The sequence below is a fragment of the Citrobacter arsenatis genome (assembly GCF_004353845.1).
In the GTDB taxonomy this organism is placed as follows: Bacteria; Pseudomonadota; Gammaproteobacteria; order Enterobacterales; family Enterobacteriaceae; genus Citrobacter; species Citrobacter arsenatis.
Map to the genome: position 1 here is coordinate 2,111,074 of NZ_CP037864.1, position 16,238 is coordinate 2,127,311.

20 protein-coding genes and 1 pseudogene are annotated in these 16,238 nt (G+C 49.4%); 20 read left to right on the forward strand and 1 reads right to left on the reverse strand.

Annotated elements, in window-relative coordinates; all coding sequences use genetic code 11:
• The first annotated feature begins 104 nt into the window (after positions 1-104).
• Positions 105-350, forward strand: a complete 246-nt coding sequence (locus E1B03_RS11145; protein ID WP_133086207.1) for a hypothetical protein — start codon at positions 105-107, stop codon at positions 348-350.
• A 50-nt stretch (positions 351-400) separates the two neighbouring features.
• On the opposite strand, the gene E1B03_RS11150 is transcribed toward E1B03_RS11145, so the two are convergent.
• Positions 401-874 (reverse strand): hypothetical protein, encoded by a 474-nt coding sequence (locus E1B03_RS11150; RefSeq protein WP_133086208.1) that lies wholly within the window; start codon positions 872-874, stop codon positions 401-403.
• Positions 875-1,148: 274 nt separating this feature from the next.
• On the opposite strand from E1B03_RS11150, the gene E1B03_RS11155 reads away from it, so the two are divergent.
• The 19 genes and pseudogenes from E1B03_RS11155 (at position 1,149) to E1B03_RS11245 (ending at position 16,214) form a co-directional block, all read left to right on the forward strand.
• Positions 1,149-2,303 carry a phage major capsid protein gene (locus E1B03_RS11155; RefSeq protein ID WP_133086209.1) on the forward strand — a complete coding sequence of 385 codons (1,155 nt, stop codon included), beginning with the start codon at positions 1,149-1,151 and terminating at the stop codon, positions 2,301-2,303.
• Positions 2,304-2,347: 44 nt separating this feature from the next.
• Positions 2,348-2,908, forward strand: coding sequence for an HK97 family phage prohead protease (locus E1B03_RS11160; RefSeq protein ID WP_133086210.1), 561 nt, complete (start codon positions 2,348-2,350; stop codon positions 2,906-2,908).
• A gap of 1 nt (position 2,909) precedes the next feature.
• A complete protein-coding gene (locus E1B03_RS11165; RefSeq protein ID WP_133086211.1) occupies positions 2,910-4,136 on the forward strand; it encodes a phage portal protein in 1,227 nt (408 codons plus the stop codon).
• On the forward strand, positions 4,133-4,471 hold the full coding sequence (locus E1B03_RS11170; RefSeq protein ID WP_133086212.1) for a phage head closure protein: 339 nt from the start codon (positions 4,133-4,135) through the stop codon (positions 4,469-4,471). The genes E1B03_RS11165 and E1B03_RS11170 overlap by 4 nt, the downstream gene beginning before the upstream one ends.
• Positions 4,464-4,754: a head-tail connector protein gene (locus E1B03_RS11175; protein WP_001650759.1), complete on the forward strand. Its 291-nt coding sequence runs from the start codon at positions 4,464-4,466 to the stop codon at positions 4,752-4,754. Before E1B03_RS11170 ends, E1B03_RS11175 begins: the two co-directional genes overlap by 8 nt.
• The gene (locus E1B03_RS11180; protein ID WP_133086213.1) at positions 4,755-5,198 is read left to right on the forward strand and encodes an HNH endonuclease signature motif containing protein; all 444 of its coding nucleotides are present in this window, start codon (positions 4,755-4,757) and stop codon (positions 5,196-5,198) included.
• A 139-nt stretch (positions 5,199-5,337) separates the two neighbouring features.
• Positions 5,338-5,694 (forward strand): phage terminase small subunit P27 family, encoded by a 357-nt coding sequence (locus E1B03_RS11185; RefSeq protein WP_071692247.1) that lies wholly within the window; start codon positions 5,338-5,340, stop codon positions 5,692-5,694.
• Positions 5,678-7,339, forward strand: a complete 1,662-nt coding sequence (locus tag E1B03_RS11190; RefSeq protein ID WP_133086214.1) for a terminase large subunit — start codon at positions 5,678-5,680, stop codon at positions 7,337-7,339. The genes E1B03_RS11185 and E1B03_RS11190 overlap by 17 nt, the downstream gene beginning before the upstream one ends.
• 87 nt (positions 7,340-7,426) lie before the next feature.
• Positions 7,427-9,328, forward strand: a complete 1,902-nt coding sequence (locus E1B03_RS11195; protein WP_133086215.1) for an ATP-dependent nuclease — start codon at positions 7,427-7,429, stop codon at positions 9,326-9,328.
• Between the two features lie 164 nt (positions 9,329-9,492).
• Positions 9,493-10,590: pseudogene (locus tag E1B03_RS11200) on the forward strand (terminase large subunit); the annotation flags it as partial.
• The gene (locus E1B03_RS11205; protein WP_003832363.1) at positions 10,584-10,763 is read left to right on the forward strand and encodes a hypothetical protein; all 180 of its coding nucleotides are present in this window, start codon (positions 10,584-10,586) and stop codon (positions 10,761-10,763) included. The pseudogene E1B03_RS11200 and the gene E1B03_RS11205, both read left to right, overlap by 7 nt.
• Complete coding sequence (locus tag E1B03_RS11210) at positions 10,763-12,022, forward strand: phage portal protein (RefSeq protein ID WP_080625041.1); 1,260 nt, start codon at positions 10,763-10,765, stop codon at positions 12,020-12,022. Before E1B03_RS11205 ends, E1B03_RS11210 begins: the two co-directional genes overlap by 1 nt.
• Before the next feature lie 36 nt (positions 12,023-12,058).
• Entirely contained in the window at positions 12,059-12,979 is a 921-nt protein-coding gene (locus E1B03_RS11215; RefSeq protein ID WP_133086216.1) for a S49 family peptidase, read from the forward strand.
• 72 nt (positions 12,980-13,051) lie between these two features.
• Positions 13,052-14,338 carry a phage major capsid protein gene (locus tag E1B03_RS11220; RefSeq protein ID WP_133086217.1) on the forward strand — a complete coding sequence of 429 codons (1,287 nt, stop codon included), beginning with the start codon at positions 13,052-13,054 and terminating at the stop codon, positions 14,336-14,338.
• Positions 14,339-14,435: 97 nt separating this feature from the next.
• Positions 14,436-14,813 (forward strand): hypothetical protein, encoded by a 378-nt coding sequence (locus tag E1B03_RS11225; RefSeq protein WP_133086218.1) that lies wholly within the window; start codon positions 14,436-14,438, stop codon positions 14,811-14,813.
• Positions 14,794-15,111, forward strand: coding sequence for a head-tail connector protein (locus tag E1B03_RS11230; protein ID WP_003832371.1), 318 nt, complete (start codon positions 14,794-14,796; stop codon positions 15,109-15,111). The genes E1B03_RS11225 and E1B03_RS11230 overlap by 20 nt, the downstream gene beginning before the upstream one ends.
• Positions 15,108-15,458 (forward strand): phage head completion protein, encoded by a 351-nt coding sequence (locus tag E1B03_RS11235; protein WP_133086219.1) that lies wholly within the window; start codon positions 15,108-15,110, stop codon positions 15,456-15,458. The genes E1B03_RS11230 and E1B03_RS11235 overlap by 4 nt, the downstream gene beginning before the upstream one ends.
• Positions 15,427-15,816 (forward strand): hypothetical protein, encoded by a 390-nt coding sequence (locus tag E1B03_RS11240; protein WP_133086220.1) that lies wholly within the window; start codon positions 15,427-15,429, stop codon positions 15,814-15,816. The genes E1B03_RS11235 and E1B03_RS11240 overlap by 32 nt, the downstream gene beginning before the upstream one ends.
• Positions 15,813-16,214 (forward strand): HK97-gp10 family putative phage morphogenesis protein, encoded by a 402-nt coding sequence (locus tag E1B03_RS11245; protein ID WP_133086221.1) that lies wholly within the window; start codon positions 15,813-15,815, stop codon positions 16,212-16,214. The genes E1B03_RS11240 and E1B03_RS11245 overlap by 4 nt, the downstream gene beginning before the upstream one ends.
• Positions 16,215-16,238 lie beyond the last annotated feature (24 nt).

Below are 16,238 nucleotides of genomic sequence, written 5' to 3' on the forward strand. Positions count from 1 at the left end.
ACGGAAGCGTTCACCACATAACGTAATGAAATATTTGAAGAAATATGTAAGGGTGAACAGGTGAACACTTAAACACATATTTTTAAATTTTATAGGAGGGCTATATGCCAATAACTGAAACAGAATGGAATGAGCACCATCAGAAGTATGGAACTCAAAGTATTGAAACTATGTCGATAGATGACTACCGGCGTGCATTGGTGGAGGAGGCGTTTTTTTGGGATGAACCACACGGTATCGTCATGCATACCCTTTCTGGAGAACGTATCATTACAAATACTGAGCAGCTTGATGCTTTGTTGGAACATCTTGAAGGGTATAGGGTATTGTTACCAGAACCACCGAGATGAATGAGTGAAAAGTAAACAATAGGCCTGGGTACTACCAGGCCTTTAATCAGTCAGAAGTAGATATCAACTTCTCTTTGAAATTTTGAGGTTAGGCTAAGAGCCTCGCTTGGACATTTACCGTTTTCAATTAGTGCAGACCAAAACTCATCATCATAGCAACCATCAAGATACAGATATCGGCAGATATTGATTAGATCGCACCGATCCCAGCCCTGAGAGCTGAAACTTCGCACTCCCAATTCATCTTCTAGCCCGTAAAAAGTCAGCCCCTCTTGTTTTCGCCAGGCATCATCAAGACGCTTTAGCAGAAATTCAACCTTCTCTTTAGATGAAGTGAAATACTGCGCATAAAATTCGTGAGGTTTACGGGGGACACTGCCATCGGTATCGCTCATCAATGGGTAAACGCCGGACTCCCAGGCGTGGAGATATGCATCGTTAAATTCATCGTGATGCTTGCCAATGTGAAGAATCTGCATCCTTTGCTGAGCGAACAAGGCACCCATAACGTCATTTTCAGTCATAAAATCCCTTATTGATTTAATGGTTTCCGTCTCACATAATAATTTTACTCGCTTGTTTTGTAAATTATTTGTGCGTCATCTTTCAAGACTGTTCGGAGTAAAAATACATCATTTACAACGATAATTTGATCCATATCTTGAAGAGTGGCCCTCAGACGTGAGCCGCCACTGTCCACCCGGTTCTTCCGGCATATCTGCGGTTTTCTCACCGGGTGGACAATCCCTTAAAGCGCTGGTTTCACGTCTCAACATTAATTGTTACGGAAACCACTCCATGAAGAAATTACTCGAATTACGCCAGCAAAAAGCCGAAATCAAAACGCAGATGCGTACCCTGCTTGAAAAAGCCGACAGCGAAAAACGCAGCCTGACCGATGAGGAAGGCACGCAGTTTGATGAACTCCGCACCCGCGTCCAGACACTCGATACTGAAATCAGCCGCTACGAAACCATTGCCAGCGAAGAACGCAACCAGCCGGGTCACCCGGTGAACGATAACGGCGTAAGCAACGACGAACTACGCACCTACATTCTGACCGGGGAAGCCCGCAGCCTGTCCACCGGCATTCCGGAAGATGGCGGCTATACCGTTATTCCCGAACTTAACAAACAGATTATGCAGCAGCTCAACGATGAGTCCGTTATGCGCAAAATCTGCACTGTGAAAAAAATCGGCAGTAACGAGTTTAAACAGCTTGTCTCTGTGGGCGGAGCGGGGGTGAACCACGGCGAGGAAGGAAAAGCCCGTGGTGAGACAACAACGCCGAAACTGGAAGAAGTCAGTATCCGACTCTTCCCGGTTTACACCTATCCGAAGACTACACAGGAAATCATCGATTTTTCTGGTGTGGATATTATGGGCTGGCTGTCCTCTGAAATTGGCGATGCTTTCGTTGATACCGAAGAAACGGATCTGGCATCCGGCGACGGCGTGAAAAAAGCGAAAGGCTTTCTCTCTTATCCCCGCAGCCAGGACGGAGACAAAACTCGCCCGTTCGGTACGCTTCAGTCCGTCACAGGTGCTGCACTAAATGCCGATTTGCTGATTGATCTGAAATTTAAACTCCGGGCGAAATACCGAAAAAATGCTGTATGGGTGATGAACTCCACCACGGCGGCCTCCGTTCAGAAACTGAAAAACGGTAACGGGGATTACATCTGGCGCGACCGTTTACAGGCAGGTGATCCGGATACGCTGCTGGGCCTCCCTGTTGAATATCTCGAAACCATGCCGGACAACCTGATCGGTATTGGCGACTTTAAACGTGGCTATTTCATCGTAGACCATGAGACAGGCACCCGCACCCGTCCGGACAACATCACCGAACCGGGCTTTATCAAAATTCATACGGATAAATACCTGGGCGGTGGTGTGGTTGATTCCGGCGCCATCAAGCTGCTCGAAATCTCCGCTTCCTCCACCAAATAATTCACAGGGGCTTCGGCCCCTTTCTGGTTTTTATGGAGTCCGTTATGGATACCGTTAATTTTGAAATCCGCACCTCAGAACTCATCGCCAAAGAGCGCAGGCTGGTGGGCTATGCGGTGCGCTGGAACAGCCTGTCAGAAATCATCTGGGACGAATTCCGCGAACAGTTTACGCCGGGGGCATTCGCTGGCTATCTCGCATCCGGTAATGATGTGCGCTGTTTATTTGAACATGACTATACCCAACTGCTGGGGCGTACCAGATCCGGCACGCTGATACTGTCGGAAGATGATACGGGTCTGCGATTTGAACTGACACCACCCAATACACAGTTAGGTAATGATGTGCTGGAGCTGGTGGAACGGGGCGATATAGAAGGCATGTCGTTTGGATTCCGGGCATTGAAAGAGAACTGGGATATTACCCAGTCGCCTTATCTGCGTACCGTCACCGCTGCTGAACTGCGTGAAATTACGATCACTTCTCTGCCTGCTTACCCGGAGTCCGGTGTGGAAATTGCACACCGCTCGCTTTATTCCCAGTATCCGGAGTTACGCCGCGCTGGCGATAACCGCCGACGCTGGGCCGAACTGGTGGAGATCTGATATGTGGACTCTCTGGCCTTTCAGCCGTAAGGCAGAACAACGCAGCATGGCCATTGATGAATGGCTGGCGATGGCGGGCATACCTAATACCGGATCCGGCGAATATGTATCTGCGGGGACGGCGGAATCTCTACCGGCTGTCATGAACGCCGTATCGGTCATCAGTGAAGCAGTGGCAACCATGCCCTGTTATCTCTACCGGGTAACGAATGATAAAGGGCGTGAGGCGCGGGAGTGGCTGAGTAATCACCCGGTTGATTATCTGCTGAATGAGCAGCCGAACGACTGTCAGACACCGTACCAGTTTAAACGCACGATGATGCGGCACTGTCTGCTGAACGGTAACGCTTATGCGGTGATCCGCTGGGGCCGTGACGGACAGCCTGAATCATTGCATCCATATGCACCGGGGACCGTAGTTCCGGAGCGTCTGTCCGGACACCGTTACAAATACACTATTACTGAACCCTTTAGCGGAATCACCCGTACTTATCTTCAGGAAGAGATTCTGCATCTGCGTTATGCCACGGACGATGGTTTTCTGGGGCGCTCACCGATAACCATCTGCCGGGAAGCGCTGGGCCTTGGACTGGCCCAGCAGCGTCACGGCGCTAACATCATGAAAGAGGGCATGATGGCGGCGGGCATTGTCAAAGCAAAAGACTGGCTTGACGGCGTGAACGGTAAAAAAGCACTGGATGCACTGGAGCGGTACAAGGGTGCACGAAATGCCGGGAAAACGCCCATTCTTGAAGGAGGAATGGATTACGAAAAATTGGGCATGAGTAATCAGGATGCTGAATGGCTGGCTTCCCAGCGCTTTTCCATTGAAGACATTGCCCGTATGTTTAATGTTTCTCCGATCTTTCTTCAGGAATACAGCAACAGTACCTACAGCAACTTCAGCGAAGCGAGCCGCGCATTTCTCACAATGACCATGCGCCCCTGGCTGGCGAATTTCGAACAACAAATCAAATCCGCTTTGCTGGTGGCCCGTCCTGCATCCGGTACCCGTTATCAGGTTGAGTTCGATTCTGCTGACCTTCTCCGCGCCACACCAACCGAACGCTACGCCACTTACGAACGCGGTATTAAAAACGGAATTATGAATCCGAATGAAGCCCGCGAACGTGAGGGCATGTCGCCACGCGAAGGTGGGGACGAATTCAGCCAGGCCTGGAAACAGGAAGTGAAGATAAGCAATGAAAGTAAGGAAGGTAGTGAATGAGAGCCGGAGGATTAAAACATCGTATAACGCTGCAGCGCTATGAACAAAGTCAGGGGCCATTGGGGGAACCGATAAAACGCTGGGTGGACTACGCCATGGTCTGGGCTGAGGTAAAAGGTATCTCTGGCCGGGAGCTTCTGGCTACCGGTTCGTTGTCCTCTGAGGCCACAGTCAGAATATGGATACGCTATCGCAGTGATGTTAAGCAGGGACACAGGGTGAAATATCTGTCACCCGCAGTCAGTGGTGATATTTACGGTATAGAGGCGGCCCTCCCGGATAACAACCGCACAAGTCTTGAACTCCTTTGTAAAGGAGGCGTGGCCAATGGCTGAATTAATAACTCTGGAAGAAGTAAAACTGCATTGCCGCATCGACGGGGATGATGAAAACGCCCTGATAAACGGGTATATCGTCGCCGCGCTGGAGATTTGCCAGAAACATATCGGCAGGCGTTTTGATGACGGTCTCGAGTTTAATCCTGCGCTGAAGGTCGGATGTCTGCTACTGGTCGGTCACTGGTATGAGCACCGGGAAATAGCGGCGGAAAAAACGTCCGAGCTTCCCTTTAGCACTTCGTCATTGTGGAACTACTACCGGGAACCAGGAGTGTATTAAATGCCATGGCAACCCTTACGACGCTGTACAGAGCCCGGATGTAATAAACGGGTAAAGTCCGGCAAATGTGATGAACACAAACGGAATGCACAACGGCAGAGTGATAGCCGACGAGGCACACGCACAGAACGCGGTTACTCCAATCGATGGGGAGAATACCGGCTCCTCTTTCTGAAGGCTAATCCACTATGCGCACACTGCCATAATGCTGGCGTCTATAAGCAGGCAACTATCGTCGATCACATCATACCTATTGAGGGCGAAGGTGATGTGTTGTTCTGGCCAGCCAGTAACCACCAGCCGTTATGTGCTGCCTGTCATGGTCGCAAGACAGCCGCGACGGACCCGCTAACTAAGCAGCAGCGTAAAGCCGGGTTGTTCCGGGAACAGGAAGAAGCAGCGCAGCGCCGCAATGACTGGGTCTATGAGGTTACTCATGAGTGAACAGGAACACATGAGTCAGCGTGAACGGGGTGGGGGAGGTTTCAAAGACAACCCCCTCCCGGCGAGGAACCACCCGCTCCCTCAAATTTTTATGCGCGGTAATTTTTTTGACAGCAGTAAGTTAAGGAAAGAATAAGTTATGGCAAGACCACCCAAACCACCCGCCTATCTTGATGAAATCGCGGGACAGCAGTGGAAGACAAAAGCAAAGCAGATGGCTGAGCGCGGGGATTTAACCCCTGCGGACTGGAACAACCTTGAGCTGTATTGCGTCAATTATTCCATGTACCGGAAAGCCGTTGCAGATATTGCCCTGCGCGGGTTTTCAGTTGAAGGATCTCGTGGGGCCACAACCAGTAATCCGGCGCTGAAAGCCAAATCTGATGCTGAGAAAATTATCATTAAAATGTCGTCGCTGTTGGGTTTTGATCCGGTAAGCCGTCGCCGTAATCCGGTTGAAACGGAAGAGGAGGACGAGCTTGACCGTCTGGGATGAGTACGCAAACGCTGTAAAATTGGGGGAGATCCCGGCCTGTAAACGGCTGAAACAGGCCGTAAACCGGTACTTTTCAGACCTGTATGACCCCCGTTATGTGTTCGATACGGCGACCGTAGAACGGTTTATTGCCTTCTCCCGACTCTGTCCACACGTTAAAGGACCTCTGCGGGGCCAGCCTATCGCGCTGGAACCGTGGCAGCAATTCGCCTTCGCTAATCTGCTGGGCTTTAAGGTCAGGGAGACAGGTCGCAGAAAGTACAGCAGCGCCTTTATCGAAGTGCCGCGCAAGAATGCCAAATCCACTGTGGCCGCCATGCTGGCTAACTGGTTCCTGGTAATGGAAAAAGGCCAGCAGGATATTTACACGGCGGCGGTGAGTCGGGATCAGGCCCGTATCGTGTTCGACGATGCCCGCCAGATGTGCCTGCTGTCAAAACCGCTGAAAAAGCGCGTCAATATTCAGGCGCACAAGATCATTTTCCCGAAGAGCAACAGCCTGTTAAAACCGCTGGCGGCAAAAGCGGCCACTATTGAAGGGACTAACCCAAGCCTGGCGATTGTCGATGAATACCACCTTCATCCGGATAACGGAGTTTATTCCGCGCTTGAGCTGGGTATGGGCGCACGTCCTGAGGCGATTTTGTTCGCCATCACTACTGCCGGGAGTAACGTCGTTTCCGTCTGTAAACAGCATTATGACTACTGCTGCCAGATTCTGGCCGGGGAAGAGAGCAACGATTCTCTGTTTGTCCTGATCTACGAGTTGGACGACGAAAGCGAGGTTGAACAGCCGGAAATGTGGATCAAGGCTAACCCTAACCTGCATGTGTCCGTTGACGCCGCGAAACTGGAATCCACCATCCAGAAAGCTCGTAGCATACCGTCGCAGTGGGTGGAAATGCTGACCAAACGTTTCAATATCTGGTGTCAGGGATCCACGCCGTGGATGGGGGCCGGGGCATGGGATGCCTGTGCACTCGATTATGCTGAAGAAGATCTGGCCGGAATGGAGTGTTACGCCGGGTTTGATCTGTCCTCAACCAGCGATATCACCAGTATAAGTTACGCTTTCCCGTTCGACAGGGAGATCCGACTTCTTACCCGTCATTATCTGCCGGAAGCGCAGCTGCTTAACGTTGCTAACAAAAACCGCGCCATCTACCGCCAGTGGGTGAAAGCGGGCTGGATACGCACCACGCCCGGCGACTGTATCGACTATGACCGTATCCGTGATGATATCCTGCGAGATGCTGAAAAATTCAGTATCCGGCTGGTGGGCTTTGATACGTGGAACGCGACGCATCTGCGTACCCAGCTACAAGGGGCAGGGCTCGATGTGGAGCCTTTCCAGCAAACTTATCTGCGGTTCAGCCCGGTTGCTAAATCTTTTGAGGTGTTCGTTAACCGTAAGGTATTACGCCATCGTGGCGATCCGGTTCTGTCCTGGGCGATGGGTAACGTGGTGATGGAGTCCGACGCTAACGCCAACATAAAGCCTAACAAAAAGAAATCCGGTAACAAGATAGATCCTGCGGTCGCAGCGTTGATGGCATTCGGTACCTTCCAGGCAGAGCATGAAAATTTTGCTTTCGACATGAGTGAGAACTACAAAAAACGTTTAGAAAACTTTAAAGGTATATGATTATATACACAGCTGTGAATAAGTACATGTTGATTATATACAGTAATGAGTTATTTTCTTTTTGCACATGGCAAATAGAGAAAAACAATGAAGATAAACACAGTTAGAATAGAAAACTTTCGTTCATTTAATGATGAGACAATTACACTTGATGACTACACATGTTTTGTTGGATGTAATGGTGCAGGTAAGTCAACATTGCAAAATGCTCTAAATGTTTTTTTTAGACAGTATAAAGACTCAAAAACTGATTTAAGTAAACTTTCTGTTGATGATTTTCACCACAGAGATACTAGTAAGCCAATTCAGATTACCGTTGAATTTACTAATTTATCTAAAGAGGCAGTTGATGAATTATCAGCATATGTCCGACATGATAAGTTAATAATAACAGCTAAGGCTGAATATGATGAAAAAACACAACGTGCGGAAGTTAAACAGTATGGTAATAGACTGGTTATAAGTGATTTTAGAGTTTGGTTTGATGCCGAAAAATCTGGCTCAAAAGTTGACGAGTTAAAGGTCATATATAATACTATCAAATTAAAGTATAATGACCTTCCGGCTCCAACGACTAAAGCCGCAATGCAATCAGCACTGAATCTATTTGAAAGTCAAAATCTAGAGTTGTGTGAATTGGTTCCTAGTGAGGACCAGTTTTATGGTGTATCTAAAGGAGCAAATAGGTTAGCTAATTATATTCAATGGGTATATGTCCCTGCCTCAAAAGATATATCGGAAGAAGGAGATGAGTCTAAAAACTCAGCATTAGGCCAGTTGTTATTGCGAGCTGTAAGAACCAAGGTTAATTTTGATACAAAAATAGAGGAGATGAAAAATAAACTTCTTCTTGAATATCAAAGTATGTTAGAGGGAGAACAGGGCGCACTATTGGAACTTTCAAATTCCATAGAAAGTAAATTAAAAATATGGTCTACCCCCGGGTCTAGTGCAAAAATAATTTGGAAGAAAGACTCTGAAAAGTCAGTAAAAGTCGAAGTGCCATTAGCAACAATACAAATCGGTGAGAATGGTTTTTTAAGTGAATTATGTAGATTTGGGCATGGCATGCAACGCTCGTATATGTTGTCTTTACTGCAAGAGCTATCTACGAATGGAGATGATAATGCTCCTACTTTAGTTATGGCGATTGAAGAACCTGAACTTTACCAACACCCGCCGCAAGCTCGATATTTATCAGAACTCCTTCAGGAATTATCTACTAATAATAATCAAATAATTGTTTGCTCGCATAGTCCTTATTTTATTCCTGGGGATGACTTCCCAAAAATAAGACTTGTACTTATGGATGGCGAACCGAAAAGAAGTTTAATCAAAAGTGTGACCTATCAAAAGATATCGGATATGTTAGCTAGTGCGGGAGAAAAAAATATTTCTGAGAAAGGAATTCAGGCAAAAATGTTCCCAAGTTTAAGACCTGAGTTGAGTGAAATGTTTTTTGCAAAACGTCTGGTTTTTGTTGAGGGAATAGAAGATGTTGCCTATATAACGACGTATTTGCATTTGACTGATAATTATAATCGATTTAGAGCAATGGGATTCCATATCATTCCAGTTCATGGCAAAAGTGAGTTAATTAAGCCTATAGCGATCGCAAAGTTATTAGATATACCTCATTACGTGGTTTGTGATGCCGATACTGATAAAACAAGAGAACATGAAGTAATTCAGGCGAAGAAAGAAAATAAGATAATTCTTTCTTTTAATAATATCGAATCTGACGGATGGCCTACTAGTGATATCTATAGCAAAAATATTACTATGTGGAAATGCAATCTTACTCATGTTATAGAACAGGAATTTGGGGGGGGGTATAAACAGCATGAAGATAAAGCCGCTGCTTATTATAATAATGCAGGTGGGTTAAAAAAGAATCCGTTGGCTATTTCAAAAGCGTTAGAATTTGCTTGGGGAGCTGGGCTTCGGTCAAAGCAGATTCAAGAACTTATTGATAGAATCATTGCTTAATTTTTAAGGGATGAGAGTTTAGGGGGCTACGCCCCTGAGTGTCTCAACAACGTATAGAGTTGGGCATTAGCCTTTGTGTATTGCAATGTGTATTGCAATACACAATGAGAATTTTGATTCGTACAAATATAGCGTAATTAAATCAAGCAATTAAAACTGCTTGCAATAAATATCACGAGCATCCCACAGATTCGCTCTACACCACTATGCTGACGGGTATGGGGGCGCGGCGACAACCACTAATGTGGGCGATCACGACGGCGGGTTACAACATTGAGGGTCCATGCTACGACAAACGGCGTGAAGTGATTGAGATGCTGAACGGCACAGTACCGAATGAGGAATTGTTCGGCGTGATATACACCGTCGACGAGGGGGATGACTGGACCGATCCTAAAGTGCTGGAAAAAGCTAACCCGAATATGGGCGTGTCGGTCTATCGTGACTTTCTCCTCAGCCAGCAACAGAGAGCTATTAATAACGCCCGTCAGGCTGGTGTATTTAAAACTAAACACCTCAACATCTGGGTTGCAGCCCGTGCCGCTTTCTACAACCTGGTTTCCTGGCAGAACTGTGAGGATAAGACACTAACGCTGGAGCAATTCGAAGGACAGCCATGTGTTCTGTCTTTCGACCTGGCGCGCAAGCTGGATATGAACAGTATGGCGCGGTTGTTCACTAGGGAAATTGACGGCAAGACACATTACTACAGCGTTGCTCCCCGCTTCTGGGTTCCCTACGACGCAGTATTCAGCGTTGAAAAGAACGAAGATCGTCGTACTGCGGAGCGATTTCAGAAATGGGTTGAAATGGGACTGCTTACAGTTACTGATGGCGCTGAAGTTGATTACCGCTACATCCTTGAAGAGGCCAAGGCGGCAAACAAGCTCAACCCAGTCAGTGAGTCACCGATTGACCCGTTCGGCGCGACGGGGCTTTCACATGATCTGGCTGATGAAAGCCTTAATCCGATCACTATCGTTCAAAACTACACCAATATGTCTGATCCGACGAAGGAGCTGGAAGCCGCCATTGAGTCAGGCCGCTTTCATCACGACGGGAACCCGATTATGAGCTGGTGTATCAGCAACGTCGTCGGGAAGTATTTGCCCGGTAATGACGATGTGGTTAAACCCATCAAAGAGCAGAACGAAAACAAAATCGATGGCGCGGTTTCGCTGATTATGGCAATCGGACGGGCAATGTTGAATAGCCGGGCGAGTAATTCATCCGTTTACGACGAGGAAGATGTAGCATGCTAATGACGTTTTTAAGTTTTTTTATCGGCCTCGCCGGAGCCGCGTTACTGTCTGCCGGTGCCTGGCTTATTTCACCTGCAGCCGGGCTTATTACTGGTGGTTCAATCTGCCTGCTGTGGTCATTTTTAATCGCGAAATCAATGTCTGCCAGCGTAATTAAATCAGGGGGTGAATAATGTTCATTCCCCAGATGTTTCGGGGTAAATCTCAGTCTGGTGGTAGTTTCTGGCAGGCGATGCTGGGTGGTGTGAGTTCCAGCCAGAGCAAGGCGGGGATCATTATCACTTCTGAAACCGCAATGGCGTTATCGGCGGTCCGGGCATGTGTAACGCTTCTGGCAGAATCGGTGGCGCAACTGCCGTGTGAACTTTACAGGCGAGGCGCTAACGGAGGCCGTGAACGGGCGACTGACCACCCTGTTTATGATCTGATTCATTCCCAGCCCAACAAAAAAGACACTTCATTTGAATACTTTGAACAGCAGCAGGGCCTGCTTGGTCTGGAGGGGAATTGCTACTCGATCATCGACAGGGACGGGAAAGGTTATCCCCGCGAATTAATCCCGGTTAATCCCCAAAAGGTCATTGTCCTGAAAGGCCCGGATGGGATGCCATATTATGAACTACCCGAAATTGGCGAAACGTTGCCAATGCGCATGATGCATCATGTGAAGGTCTTCTCACTGGATGGCTATATCGGCAGTTCCCCAATCCAGACGAACGCGGATGTTCTTGGGCTAAACCTCGCCGTGGAAGAGCATGCTTCTCAGGTCTTTCGCCGTGGTACAACGATGAGCGGCGTTATTGAGCGTCCAAAAGACGCTCCGACGATCAAAAGCCAGGATGCTATCGACCGCCTGCTGGCAAAGTGGACGGACAGATATTCCGGCGTCAGAAACGCCTTCTCTGTTGCATTGCTTCAGGAAGGGATGAGCTACAAGCAGTTATCTCAGGACAATGAGAAAGCGCAGCTGTTGCAGTCCCGACAATGGGGCGTGGAAGAAGTGTGCCGGCTCTATAAAATCCCGCCTCATATGGTGCAGATGCTGGCGAAAGCCACGAATAACAACATTGAGCACCAGGGGCTGCAGTTTGTGATGTACACACTGTTGGCCTGGCTGAAGCGTCATGAAGGCGCATTAATGCGCGATCTGCTTTTACCCAGCGAGCGCAGTGATCTGTACATTGAATTCAATGTTTCTGGCCTGCTGCGCGGTGATCAGAAGTCACGCTATGAATCTTATGCATTAGGCCGCCAGTGGGGCTGGTTATCGGTTAACGACATTCGCCGCATGGAGAACCTTCCACCCATCGCCGGAGGGGACAAATACCTGACGCCTCTGAATATGGTCGACAGTAAACAAATCTTACCTGGCGATAACACGCCAACAGCAAAACAACTGGCAGAAATCAACTCTATTCTGTCCAGAAACTGAATATCACCCGCAGCGCGGGCTGACCTGGTAAACATCATGACAAAAAATTTAATTAATCTGCCGCACCTGGCGGCTATGGTCTTTGGTGTTCCGCATTACGTGACACGACAGACAATGGATTCTGTAAAAGCTGTGCTGGTTCCCCGTATTCAGGGATTATCAGAAGAGGCTGGAATTCACATGACGCAGGATCCTGATAACAATCAGGCGCCAGATTTGGTTCAACCAGCTGGTGGAATGGCAGTTATTCCTGTTCACGGCATTCTGGTTCCGCGTCGTGGGCAAATTACTGCAATGTGTTCTGAACTTACCAGCTATGAGCGCATACGTAGCCAGGTGCATGCTGCATTAAATGACCCTTCCATCAGTGAAATTGTGCTGGATATAAATTCTGGTGGTGGTGCGGCGGTTGGATGCAAGGAACTGGCTGATTATATTTTCCAGTCACGTCAAACTAAGCCTATTACTGCAATTGTGAACTACAGCGCCTATTCTGCGGCTTACTTTATCGCTTCGGCCTGCAGCAAAATTGTAGTCAGCCAGACCAGTGGAGTCGGCTCGATTGGAGTGATCATGGAACACCTGGATACTTCCAGGATGGAAGAGCAAATGGGGTTAACATTCACAACGATTTTTCGGGGAGATAACAAAAATAACGGTACACAACATGAGCCGCTGAGTGAAGACGCTCGGGGAATGTTCCAGAGGATGATTGACGATATGTACGAGACGTTTATTACCTCTGTAGCGGAATACCGGAATCTTGCCCCTCAGACGGTGATTAACACGCAGGCCGGAATCTATTTCGGCGCTGATTCCATTTCTGCTGGTCTTGCTGATGAAGTTTCGGATCCTCAGTCTGCGATTAATGCCATTGCAGCAAAGTACAAACAACCTCAACAAACCACTTCCATAAAGTTGCAGGCCGCCGCGATGGACCTGCAAACCAGAATGTGACCCGGCGCTAACGCGTCATTACCAGAAAGCAGCCTGTTGGCTGCTTTTTTTATACCAAAAAGAGAGAAAACTATGCCACAGATTGAAGAATTACGTCGTCAGCGTGCGGGTATTAATGAGCAGGTACAGGCCCTGGCCACGATTGAAACTACCGGTGGAACGCTGACAGCGGAGCAGTTAACCGAATTTGCCAGCCTGCAGCAGCAGTTCACGGATATCAGTGCCAGAATTGAGCGTCTGGAAGCGGCTGAACGTGCTGCAGCACTTGTTGCCAAACCGGTTAAAGGTACACAGCAGGCCCCTGGTATCAGCGTTAAAGCAGAGCCAAAGCAATATACCGGCGCAGGCATGACCCGTCTGGTAATGTCGATTGCGGCAGCACATGGTAACGTCCAGGACGCAGCAAAATTTGCAGCTGAAGAACTGAATGACCAGTCTGTCTCGATGGCCATCAATACTGCCGCCGCGTCAGGTGGAGTTCTTATTCCGCAAAACCTGCACAACGAGGTGATCGAACTGCTGCGTGATCGCACCATCGTTCGTAAGCTGGGTGCGCGCTCCATTCCGCTGCCGAACGGCAATATGGCGCTGCCGCGTCTGGCTGGTGGTGCGACGGCGAGTTACACAGGGGAAGGTAAGGATGCGAAAGTATCAGAAGCCCGCTTTGATGATGTGAAACTCACTGCGAAAACCATGATTGCGATGGTGCCCATCTCCAATCAGCTGATTGGTCGTGCCGGCTACAACGTGGAACAACTGGTCCTGCAGGATATTCTGACCGCGATTTCTGTTCGCGAAGATAAAGCCTTTATGCGTGATGACGGTACCGGTGATACGCCGATCGGTATGAAAGCGCGGGCAACCGAATGGAGCCGCCTGCTGCCGTGGGAAGCTGCTGCTGATATCAATCTGAATACGATTGATGCGTATCTCGACAGCATCATCCTGATGGCTATGGACGGGAACAGCAACATGATCAGCTGCGGCTGGGGTATGTCGAACCGTACCTACATGAAACTGTTCGGGCTGCGCGACGGTAACGGTAATAAGGTCTACCCGGAAATGGCCCAGGGGATCCTGAAAGGATTTCAGATTCAGCGTACCAGCGCTATCCCGGCAAACCTCGGTGACGGCGGCAAGGAGTCAGAAATTTACTTCGCTGACTTTAATGACGTGGTAATCGGTGAGGATGGCAACATGAAGGTGTCCTTCTCGCAGGAAGCCTCCTACCAGGACGGGGACGGCAATCTGGTTTCCGCGTTCTCCCGTAACCAGTCGTTGATCCGCGTGGTGACGGAGCACGATATCGGCTTCCGTCATCCGGAAGGTCTTGTTCTCGGGACAAAAGTGCTGTTTTAACCGGTCCTGCACGCTGTGCGACCACGGTCGCACAGAGTAAAAGCACGTAATCCCCCAGGCCCGCAGCAGCGGGTTTTTTCTTTTCAGGAGCAAAACGATGACAACGAAAGCGGCAAAAGCAGCGGCAGCGGCGGCTGCAGCCGGGGATGTGAAAAAGCCGGATGAACTGACGCCGGAAAATACAGTGGACGGGGATGACGGTCAGAATACTGCAGCGGGTTCAGGTGATGCCGGTGTTGATCTGACCGGAAGTGAAACAAACGGGGCCACGGGCCTGACGGGAGCAGAAGTGGCGCGGAAAGCGGTGGTTTTCCTGGGACCCTATCATCGTTATTCACGCGGTGATACGGCCTGTTTTGATGCTGAGTACGCAGAGAAACTGGTTGAGCGCCATATCGCGGTCTGGCCAAAAGATGCGAAGAAAGCGCTGAGTCCCCGCCAGGGAGCCGATGATCATGATACTGACATTGGATGACGTGAAAACCCAGCTCCGCCTGGAGCCGGATTTCACTGAGCATGACGATATGCTCACAAAAATGGTGGCGGCTGCGCAGAAGAGTATTGAGCGCGACTATTACTGCAAACTGGTGGGCAGCGATGACGAACTACAGGCGCTGCCGGAAGGTGTACGCGGTTTTGTAGCGGATGAGGATATCCAGCTGGCCATGCAGTATCTGGTCGGGGATGCGTATCTGAACGGTTTCACCGGTCAGTGGCTGGAGACGGCTGCGGTCCGGCACCTTCTTTTCCCGTTGCAGGAGAACACCGTATGAGCCTGAAGCCGGAAGAGATGACCTGCCGTCTTTCGATTGGGTATATGCAATCCGGGCGGGGGCCGCTGGGCGAATACCTGCCGGAACAGCTGGTCGTGACAGGGAAAGCCTGGGCGAAGTGCGAGCTGGTATCGGGCAGAAAGGTCCGCACACAGGATCAACAGCAGGTTGTTGAAACGTGTCTTTTTACCACTCATCCGAGCCTGAATATTGATATCGACTGGAAAATAACGACGTCTGATCGGGTTTATACCGTTCGTAACGTCGAGCGCCTGGCGGACCGTATCATCATCACAGGGGAGGCAGACGCACGCCATGATCGAGCAGGCATTGAAGGCAGCGCTTGAACGCTTAACCGGGCTGGATGCTTACCCTCTCCTCCTGCCGGATCAGCTGCAGGAGGGGATTACTTACCAGTGTATTTCCGATCCGGAAATGTACGCCGGACTGTTACGCACAGGCCTGATTGCGGGCCGCTTCCAGATAGCGATTCATCTGCTCAATGACTACACCCGCCTGATACAGCTGGATAAGAAAATCAGCGCGGAATGGACCGCTATCGTGCATGGCCAGCTTGAGGGCTTTCCTGTGCAGAATGTGGTCCGGGGTGGAATACAGCAGAGTAAATCGGTACTGACCAGCGGCAATATTCAGTACCGGTTCGTGCGGGATTTTACCTTTTACTACCGGGACGCCTCACCATGATCACCATGAATGTAAAAGGACTGGACGAGTTGGAGCGGCAGCTTATCGCGCTCGGTGAAAAGGTCGGCACGAAGGTGTTACGTGACGCAGGGCGCGAGGCACTGAAAGTGGTTGAAGAAGACATGAAGCAACATGCCGGCTTCGATGATGCGTCCTCTGCAGAGCATATGCGTGAATCCATCAAAATTCGCTCATCCACCCGGAAAGGTCGCGGAAATACGGTGGTCACCCTTCGGGTTGGCCCCAGCAAAAAGCACTACATGAAAGCGCTGGCCCAGGAGTTCGGTACGGTGAAACAGGTTGCCGATCCGTTCATCCGTCCGGCACTGGATTACAACGTCCAGCAGGTTCTGCGCATTCTGACCGTAGAAATCCGCAATGGCATTCAGAACAGGTAGCAACCGCTGCCCACTATTTAAGAG

Excerpts from the sequence above, each read along its gene's own strand:
- E1B03_RS11220 (WP_133086217.1), top strand. The coding sequence starts at position 13,052 with ATGCCACAGATTGAAGAATTACGTCGTCAGCGTGCGGGTATTAATGAG.
- E1B03_RS11240 (WP_133086220.1), top strand. The coding sequence starts at position 15,427 with ATGATCGAGCAGGCATTGAAGGCAGCGCTTGAACGCTTAACCGGGCTG.
- E1B03_RS11215 (WP_133086216.1), top strand. The coding sequence starts at position 12,059 with ATGACAAAAAATTTAATTAATCTGCCGCACCTGGCGGCTATGGTCTTT.
- E1B03_RS11145 (WP_133086207.1), top strand. The coding sequence starts at position 105 with ATGCCAATAACTGAAACAGAATGGAATGAGCACCATCAGAAGTATGGA.
- E1B03_RS11150 (WP_133086208.1), bottom strand. The coding sequence starts at position 874 with ATGACTGAAAATGACGTTATGGGTGCCTTGTTCGCTCAGCAAAGGATG.
- E1B03_RS11170 (WP_133086212.1), top strand. The coding sequence starts at position 4,133 with ATGAGAGCCGGAGGATTAAAACATCGTATAACGCTGCAGCGCTATGAA.
- E1B03_RS11230 (WP_003832371.1), top strand. The coding sequence starts at position 14,794 with ATGATACTGACATTGGATGACGTGAAAACCCAGCTCCGCCTGGAGCCG.
- E1B03_RS11175 (WP_001650759.1), top strand. The coding sequence starts at position 4,464 with ATGGCTGAATTAATAACTCTGGAAGAAGTAAAACTGCATTGCCGCATC.
- E1B03_RS11205 (WP_003832363.1), top strand. The coding sequence starts at position 10,584 with ATGCTAATGACGTTTTTAAGTTTTTTTATCGGCCTCGCCGGAGCCGCG.
- E1B03_RS11180 (WP_133086213.1), top strand. The coding sequence starts at position 4,755 with ATGCCATGGCAACCCTTACGACGCTGTACAGAGCCCGGATGTAATAAA.
- E1B03_RS11160 (WP_133086210.1), top strand. The coding sequence starts at position 2,348 with ATGGATACCGTTAATTTTGAAATCCGCACCTCAGAACTCATCGCCAAA.
- E1B03_RS11225 (WP_133086218.1), top strand. The coding sequence starts at position 14,436 with ATGACAACGAAAGCGGCAAAAGCAGCGGCAGCGGCGGCTGCAGCCGGG.
- E1B03_RS11235 (WP_133086219.1), top strand. The coding sequence starts at position 15,108 with ATGAGCCTGAAGCCGGAAGAGATGACCTGCCGTCTTTCGATTGGGTAT.
- E1B03_RS11165 (WP_133086211.1), top strand. The coding sequence starts at position 2,910 with ATGTGGACTCTCTGGCCTTTCAGCCGTAAGGCAGAACAACGCAGCATG.
- E1B03_RS11155 (WP_133086209.1), top strand. The coding sequence starts at position 1,149 with ATGAAGAAATTACTCGAATTACGCCAGCAAAAAGCCGAAATCAAAACG.
- E1B03_RS11210 (WP_080625041.1), top strand. The coding sequence starts at position 10,763 with ATGTTCATTCCCCAGATGTTTCGGGGTAAATCTCAGTCTGGTGGTAGT.
- E1B03_RS11195 (WP_133086215.1), top strand. The coding sequence starts at position 7,427 with ATGAAGATAAACACAGTTAGAATAGAAAACTTTCGTTCATTTAATGAT.
- E1B03_RS11245 (WP_133086221.1), top strand. The coding sequence starts at position 15,813 with ATGATCACCATGAATGTAAAAGGACTGGACGAGTTGGAGCGGCAGCTT.
- E1B03_RS11185 (WP_071692247.1), top strand. The coding sequence starts at position 5,338 with ATGGCAAGACCACCCAAACCACCCGCCTATCTTGATGAAATCGCGGGA.